General features: G+C 69.3%; 7 protein-coding genes and 1 pseudogene. 2 read left to right on the top strand and 6 right to left on the bottom strand.

Features of this window, described 5'->3' with window-relative positions:
• A partial coding sequence (locus G6024_RS06895) for a GntR family transcriptional regulator (protein ID WP_159148352.1) occupies positions 1-400 on the bottom strand: 400 nt, incomplete at its 3' end.
• 95 nt (positions 401-495) lie between these two features.
• Between G6024_RS06895 and G6024_RS06890 the strand changes: the two genes are divergently transcribed.
• A complete protein-coding gene (locus tag G6024_RS06890; RefSeq protein WP_069389845.1) occupies positions 496-1,725 on the top strand; it encodes an aminotransferase class I/II-fold pyridoxal phosphate-dependent enzyme in 1,230 nt (409 codons plus the stop codon).
• Positions 1,726-1,845: 120 nt separating this feature from the next.
• Here G6024_RS06890 and G6024_RS16620 read toward each other — a convergent pair whose 3' ends face one another.
• The 4 genes and pseudogenes from G6024_RS16620 to G6024_RS06875 all read right to left on the bottom strand — a co-directional run bounded on the left by G6024_RS16620 (position 1,846) and on the right by G6024_RS06875 (position 5,008).
• The gene (locus G6024_RS16620; protein WP_235027791.1) at positions 1,846-2,154 is read right to left on the bottom strand and encodes a hypothetical protein; all 309 of its coding nucleotides are present in this window, start codon (positions 2,152-2,154) and stop codon (positions 1,846-1,848) included.
• Between the two features lie 17 nt (positions 2,155-2,171).
• Positions 2,172-2,675: pseudogene (locus G6024_RS16615) on the bottom strand (alpha/beta hydrolase); the annotation flags it as partial.
• 461 nt (positions 2,676-3,136) lie between these two features.
• Complete coding sequence (locus tag G6024_RS06880; RefSeq protein WP_159148351.1) at positions 3,137-4,432, bottom strand: alpha/beta hydrolase; 1,296 nt, start codon at positions 4,430-4,432, stop codon at positions 3,137-3,139.
• 81 nt (positions 4,433-4,513) lie between these two features.
• Positions 4,514-5,008, bottom strand: coding sequence for a glutathione peroxidase (locus G6024_RS06875; protein WP_119192097.1), 495 nt, complete (start codon positions 5,006-5,008; stop codon positions 4,514-4,516).
• Between the two features lie 116 nt (positions 5,009-5,124).
• On the opposite strand from G6024_RS06875, the gene G6024_RS06870 reads away from it, so the two are divergent.
• Complete coding sequence (locus G6024_RS06870) at positions 5,125-5,712, top strand: dihydrofolate reductase family protein (RefSeq protein WP_132063863.1); 588 nt, start codon at positions 5,125-5,127, stop codon at positions 5,710-5,712.
• Positions 5,713-5,715: 3 nt separating this feature from the next.
• Here the strand turns inward: G6024_RS06870 and G6024_RS06865 are convergent, their stop codons facing one another.
• Positions 5,716-7,116 carry an MFS transporter gene (locus tag G6024_RS06865; RefSeq protein ID WP_159148353.1) on the bottom strand — a complete coding sequence of 467 codons (1,401 nt, stop codon included), beginning with the start codon at positions 7,114-7,116 and terminating at the stop codon, positions 5,716-5,718.
• Between the last annotated feature and the right edge of the window lie 188 nt (positions 7,117-7,304).

Genomic DNA, 7,304 nt, shown 5'->3' with positions numbered 1-7,304 from the left:
CCGGGGGCGCGGGCGCGGGCGCGGGTGACGCAGTGGTCGCCGCCGGAACCTCCGGTGACGAGGTGCGGGCGCCCTGCCGCATGAGTGGCGACGACGACGAGGTTCGGCTGACTCCGCGCGTCCGCGCCCCGGCCCGTGCAGCCTGACCGGCTCCGGCGACGACCCGGGTCCCCGACCCCTGGGTGGAGACGACGAAGCCGGCCGCCGACAGTTCATCGAACGCGCGAACCACGGTCCCACGGGAGAGTCCGGTCTGCTCGGCGAGCGCGCGCGTGGAGGGCAGCCGGTCGCCGTCGGCCACGGATCCGCCGGCGACCAGGTCGATGATCGCGTCGGCCAACTCCGCAGCCCCCGACACCTGCCCCACCACCAGGGATCCGGGGCGTGCGGTACGGGCCATGGGGTGAGCGTAGGCCACGACACCGCATAGTGGTCTCACGCATCTGCGCAAAATGGACCTCCCGGGGGCGCCACTTTCGGGGTGGGATGGGTCCCATGACGACCTACCGCCAGTCCCGACGACTCCGCGACGTGCGCTACGACGTGCGTGGCCCGATCCTCACCGAGGCGATGCGCCTCGAGGCCGAGGGGCACGACATCCTGCGGCTCAACCTGGGCAACATGCACCCCTTCGGGCTCACCGCCCGGCCGGAGCTCGTCGACGCGGTGGCGGCGGGACTCGCCGCCGGGCAGGCCTACTCCGACTCCCGCGGCATCCCCACCGCCCGCGAGGCCGTGGCGGACTACTACCGCCGACACGGGATCGGTGGCGTCTCGACCGAGAACGTCTTCCTCGGCAACGGCGTGAGCGAACTCATCACGCTGGTCCTGCAGGCCATGGTCGACCCCGGCGACGAGATCCTGGTCCCCGCCCCCGACTACCCGACCTGGACGGGCGCCGTGAACCTCACCGGAGGCGTGCCCGTACACTACCTCGCCGACGAGACCGACGGCTGGAACCCGTCGCTGGAGGACATCGAATCCAGGGTCACCCCACGCACCACCGCCCTGGTGATGATCAACCCCAACAACCCCACGGGCGCGGTGTACAGCGAGGACACCGTCCGGGGGATGGCCGACATCGCGCGCCGCCACGGGCTCGTCCTGCTGTCCGACGAGATCTACGAGAAGGTCCTCTTCGGCGACGCCCGCCACCACCACGCCGCGTGGGCGGCCGGCGACGACGTACTGTGCCTGACCTTCGGCGGGCTGTCCAAGGCGTACAGGGTGTGCGGCTACCGGGCCGGCTGGGTGGTCGCGACCGGCCCGATCGCCGACGCCACCGACCTACTGGAGGGACTGACCCTGTTGTCCAACATGCGGGTCTGCCCCGGCGTCCCCGCGCAGCACGCGATCCCCGTCGCCCTGGCCGAGGACTCACCGTGGGGCCACGACGTGGTGGACCCGGACGGCCGACTCGAGCGGCAGCTGGCCCGGACCGCCGAGCGCCTCAACGCCATCCCCGGCGTGAGCTGCGTGGCGCCGCGGGGCGCGCTGTACTGCTTCCCGCGCCTCGACCGCGAGATGTTCGGCATCTCCAGCGACGAGCAGTTCGCCCTGGACCTCCTTCGCTCCGAGCACGTGCTGGTCACCCACGGCACCGGCTTCAACTGGCCCGAACCCGACCACTTCCGCATCGTGTGCCTGCCGGAGGCGCCGGTGCTCGACCGCGCGCTCGACGCGATCGCCCGGCACCTCGACCGCCTTCGGCTGGCCGCGGCCTGACCAGCCGCCACATCGACTCCGTCGACTCCATCGAAAAGACAGTTCCGCACACGTCGCGCGAGAGGCGGGTGTGCCGAACTGTCTTCTCGACGGGCGTGCGCGGGGGATTCCCGCCGTCGCTCAGTTCTGCAGCGCAGGCTTGATGTGGTTCCAACCGGGCGTGATGTAGTCGACGAACGTCTGCCACCCGTGGAGGCCCTCGTCGCCGTAGTCCACGCGATGCGCGATGCCGTGGCGGTCGAGTTCGCGGGAGAAGCTCCTGGCCCCCTCGATGACCCCCTTTTCCAGCACCAGGCCCTGCAGCATGGCGAAGTAGTCGTCGCCGTAGTTCCGGAGATCCCCTTCGGACACCGCCGTGCCCCCGGTCGCGAAGTACACCGCGGTGCCCTCGAGACCCTCCGGGTGGAAGTCGTGTCGTGGTACTTCCACAGATCGCTTCCGCGCGGGCCCCACATGTTGGCGGAATCGCCGCCGCGCCCATCCACCGAGCCACGGACCGACTGGTAGCCCAGCTCGTCGGTGGTCGAGTAGTAGCCGGAGAGCGCCATGACGCCGTCGTACAGCTCCGGGTAGGTGGCCGCCAGGTGCATTGCGGCCTGCGCACCCATCGACGCGCCGGCGATTCCGTTCTTGCCGTTGTGCTTCGTGCCCCGGGTCGCCAGTTCCGCCTCGACGAGGTCGGGCAGCTCCTCGGTGAGGAACGTCTCCCACTTGTTGTAGCCGAAGACCTCGTCCTCGCTCAGCCAGTCGGACCAGTACGAGGAGGGGCCTCCCGTGGGTGTCACCAGGTGGACGTTCTCCTCGGCCATGCGCGCGGGCATGTTTCCGGCCCGCTTCCAGCCCGAGTTTCCTTCGACCGAGTCGACCCCGTCGAGGAGATACAACACGGGCGCCGACCCCTTGTCCGTCACGCGGGACGGGAGCACCTCGAGCACGATCTCGCGCTGCATGGCGGCGGAGGTGACGAGCCAGTGCTCGTACTCTCCGTGCTGGGTGATGGCGCGGAGCTCGACCGAGTCGATCGAGTCGTCGCGCGGTCGCGGCGGGTTGGGAAGCTCCACGTATGACCCGGTGCCGCCGAGCGGGATGTTGGTGGAACCGGCCGACCCGAGCGACCCGAGTGTCGAGCCCAGCGGAAGGGAACCGGCCGCAGACCCGATCAGCTCCACCTCCTCGAGTCCCAGGGACGAGGTGTCGATATCGCCGCCGATCTGGGCAGAGGCGGGCGCGGCGAATCCCAGGGACAGGATGGCCGCGAGGACGGTGGCGGTGACGGTTGCGCGGCGACGGACGCGGGTGTTCATCGGGGTCCCCTCATTGTGAGTGTGGCCGAGGTGGGTGCGGCCGAGCGATACAGAAGCGGTCCCGCGCCCCGGTGTTGGAGCGCAGGACCGCTTCTCGAGAAGGTCGATCAGGAACCGGTGGACCCGGAGGAGCCCAGGGATCCGGAGGTCCCCAGGGAACCGGCTGAGCCGGATGCACCCGGGGTGCCCGTTCCGGGCTCGACGTCTCCGCCGTACAAGGCGGGCTTGATGTAGTCCCATCCGGACTCGAAGTTCTTGAGGAAGTTCGGCCAGTTGTGCAGGCCGGTGTCGGCGAAGTCCACCTTGTGCTCGATCCCGGCACGATCGAGTGCCTTCTCGAAGGCCTTCGAGTTCTCGTACACGCCCATCTCCAGCACCAACCCGATTATCAGGTCCTGGTAGTTGGCACCGTACTGCTTGACGTCATCGGGACCGATCTCGGCGTTTCCGGCCGAGAAGTACACAGCCTTGCCGCGCAGACCCTCCGGGTGAGAGATGGTGTCGTTCTCCGCCCACCGCGCGCTACGGTGCGGGCCCCACATGTTCTCGACGTCTCCACCGCGAGTCTCAACGGAGAGCCGCACGGTCTGGTACCCCAGGGCGTCCATTGTCGAGTAGAAGCCACTGAACGACATCACGGCGTCGTAGACATCGGGGTGTGTAGCCGCAAGATGCATGGCCGCCTGAGCGCCCATGGAGATGCCGCCGACGGCTGCCTTGTCATTCGTGTTGAGCCGCTCATCGACGATCGCCGGCAGTTCCTCGGTGAGGAACGTCTCCCACTTGTTGTTGCCCAAGACCGGGTCGATCTCCTCCCAGTCGGTGTAGTACGAGGCGTAGGCACCCGCCGGGTTCACCACGTGAACGTTCTCGTCCTCCATCCGATCAGCGACGTACGCCTGGTGAGCCCAGCCGGTGCTGCTGATCGGCGCACCCACGCCGTCGAGCATGTAGAGGACGGGCGCCTCGCCCGTGCCGCGCGAGGGGACGACCTCGACGGTGATCTCACGCTGCATTGCCTTCGAGGCGATGGTCCAGTACTCGTACGCCTGATCGTTCCCGGCCTTATCGGCGCGGTAGCGCTCGATTCCACGAAACTCCGTCTTGGTGATCGACTCGTCGACCGGAGTGGGCGTGCCGACGGTTTCCGAGGACCCTTCCCCGAGTGGGACGTCGGCCGAGCCGACCGACCCGAGAATCCCTGCGGCCGAGCCGATCGGCACGGAGCCGACGGCGTCGATGATCGCCTCGAAGTCCTCCTGGCCGAGCGCCGACGGGTCGATGAGCGTCGAGGGGTCGATGCTGGCGGTCTGGGCGAAAGCGGGAGTGGCCGACCCGAGGGTCAGGGCGACGGCGAGTGCGCCGGCGGTCGCAGCCGCGGCGCGGCGGAGTCCGAAGGACATGAAGCTCCAAATGTTGTAAGTAGTGACTTACGAAGCTTAATCCGTTCTCAGCTCAAATCGTTACTCACGCCGTGCGAGTCGCTACCCCCGCAGTGCCGCCTCGACCGCCTCGCGCAGGTCCTCGGGCTTCCGGTTGGGTCCGAACCTGTCGATCACGTGGCCGTCGCGACCCACGAGGAACTTGGTGAAGTTCCATTTGATTCGCCCACCCAGCACCCCGGACTTCTCGGACTTGAGCCACTCGTAGAGCGGGTGGGCGCTCGATCCGTTGACCTCGATCTTGGAGAACAGCGGGAACTCCACGCCGAAGTTGCGCTCGCAGAACGCACCGATCTCCTCGTCGGAGCCCGGCTCCTGGTGCGCGAACTGGTCACACGGGAACCCGAGCACTACAAAGCCCTCGTCGCGGAACTCCTCGTACAGCTTCTGCAACCCCTTGTACTGCGGCGTGAACCCACACTTGCTCGCGGTGTTGACCACCAGGACGACCTGCCCGGCGTAGTCGGACAAGTCCTTCCCGCTCCCGTCGAGCAGGCTCGCCCGGAAATCCGCGAGAGTGGTCTGGTCGTGGCGCATGGGCACTCCTCGTCGTCGTCCCGACCCCGGTCGGCCGGCCCTCGACGCCATTGTGGCCGTTTTCAGGCGCCGCGTGCGGGCGTACTCTGGCAGACCCGCGCGTGAGGAGTCCGCCCGTGAGCCGATTGATCTACACCGCCTTCGTCTCGCTCGATGGCGTAGTCGAGGCCCCCGGCGGCGAGCCCGGGTACCGCAACACCGGCTGGACGTTCGCGGTCGACTTCGACGAGGACGTCTACTCGATCAAGGCCCGCGAACAGGGCGAGGCCGGCGCGATGATGCTCGGCCGCGTCAGTTACCAGGCGTTCTCCGCCGTGTGGCCGCAGATGGACGACGAGTTCCCCCGCTACAACGCCATGCCCAAGTACGTGGTGTCCACGACGTTGGCCGAGAGTGACCTCGTCGAGGGATGGGGGACGACGACGATCCTGCGCACGCTCGACGAGGTGGCCGCGGTGAAGGAGGCCGAACCGGCGCCGATCCTCGTGCACGGGTCGGCGACGCTGGCTCGGACCCTCTCCGACGCCGGGCTCATCGACCGTTATCACCTGCTGGTGTTCCCGTTCGTCCTCGGCGCCGGCAAGCGCATGTGGAGCGAGACCGACAAGCCCCGGCAGAAGCTGGAGTTGGTCGAGAGCGAGGCGTACCCCAACGGTGTGCAGAAGCTGATCTACGACGTCGGCGGATTCGACCCGGGCGTCTGAGATCTAGCGGGCCGCGCCGCGGGAGACCTCGGGCATCGTCACCGCCGACACCGCGCCGATCACCCCGAGCACCGCGAGGAAGATCAGCGACCACTGCACGCCCAGCACCGCGAGCGCCGAGCTGATCCCGCCCACCACCAGCAGGATGATCCCCATGGCCGTGTTGCCCACTGCCACGTAGGTGGTCCGGAGATCGCCCTCGGCCACGTCCACCACGTAGGTCTTGCGGCCGACGCGGACGCCGGAGTGCAGCAGCGTGAGCAGGAAGTAGGCCCCGACGAACACCGTGGCCCCGAGTGCCGACCCGCCGTCGAAGCCCGGGATCGAGACCGCGAGCACCAACGCGACCGCCACCGCCGACGCGGCCGTGGCTGCGCCCGCCATGAGCAGTCGGCTCGATCGGTCGGCCAGCCGCCCGAAGACTCGCCCCCCGATGAGAGACGCCACGCCCGAGGCGAGGATGAACCCACCCAACCCGGCCAGCGCCCCGGTGCCCGAGGCGACCGACATCGACACGATGAACGGCGGGCTGAGCGAGGACACCAGCAGCAGGCCGCGGACGGTCACGAACTTGCGGAACGTGGCGTCGTCCCGGAACAATCGCGCCGCGTCCGCGAACCACGTCGACGACTCCTCCGACGCACCGCCAGTGGCCGCGCCGTGGCCCTTCGTCGCGCCGTGATCCTCCGTCGCGCCGTGGTCCTTCGCTCCCCGGCGGGCGCGCCCGTCGCCGGCCGGCTCGACCACGCGGGAGTACGTCGACGCCGAGAGCAACCACAGCACCGCGCCCGCCACCAGCAGGAACGCCAGTTCGGTGCTGTCGAGGTCGCCGCCGCCTAGGATCCGGATGGCCAGGCCGAGCGTGATCGCGACCAACCCCGCCGCCGACGTGGCCAACCCGATGATCTGGCCGCGCTCCCCCGACGGGATGGTGCGGCCCTGCACGTCCTTCGACGCGATCGAACACAGGCAGCGGCCCAGCGAGAACACCACGAGCGCGACCAGGATGCCGACGCCCGCTGCCGTCCCGTGCCCGAGGGCGGCGATCGCGGCCATTGCCGCCACCGATGCCGCCTGCACCAGCGCGCCCGTGACGAACACCCACTTGCGGCGGCGCACCCGCACCACCAGCGGCGTGAGGAAGGCCTGCGGCAGCATCGACCCGGACTCCCGGATCGGCACCAGCAGACCGACCAGCGCCGCCGGCACCCCGAGCACGTGGAACAGCCACGGCAGCACGGTCGATGCGTTGACCGTCTGGTCACCCGAGGACTGCAGCGTGTTGGCGGCCACGAGCCTCAGCCCGTTGCGCGGAAGCTCGCGGCGGACGACGTCGGGGAGGTCGCGCTCGGCGTCGGCATCGCGGGTGACGAGGCGAGAATAGAAGCGTTCGGCGGTGGTCACCATTCAAGAGAATAGCGGCCCGCCCGCCGGGGCATCCGGGCCCCTTCGCGGCCTCGCACAGACGGCGACCGGCGCCGGGGGATCACCCCGACGCCGGTCGCGTGCTCTCTGTGCGTGTCCGCCCGGATCAGGCAAGCGGACGCGCGCAGATCAGGCGAGCGGGCCGCCGCAGTTCGGCCACGCGCCCG

The sequence above is a fragment of the Dietzia maris genome, assembly GCF_014144855.1.
Taxonomy (GTDB): domain Bacteria; phylum Actinomycetota; class Actinomycetes; order Mycobacteriales; family Mycobacteriaceae; genus Dietzia; species Dietzia kunjamensis.
The sequence above is the reverse complement of the archived record's forward strand: the minus strand, read 5'-3'. Positions and strand labels throughout refer to the sequence as shown.

What these genes read in the sequence shown, in the direction of transcription:
- G6024_RS06890 (WP_069389845.1), top strand. Translation starts at nt 496, where the DNA reads ATGACGACCTACCGCCAGTCCCGACGACTCCGCGACGTGCGCTACGAC.
- G6024_RS06880 (WP_159148351.1), bottom strand. Translation starts at nt 4,432, where the DNA reads ATGTCCTTCGGACTCCGCCGCGCCGCGGCTGCGACCGCCGGCGCACTC.
- G6024_RS06875 (WP_119192097.1), bottom strand. Translation starts at nt 5,008, where the DNA reads ATGCGCCACGACCAGACCACTCTCGCGGATTTCCGGGCGAGCCTGCTC.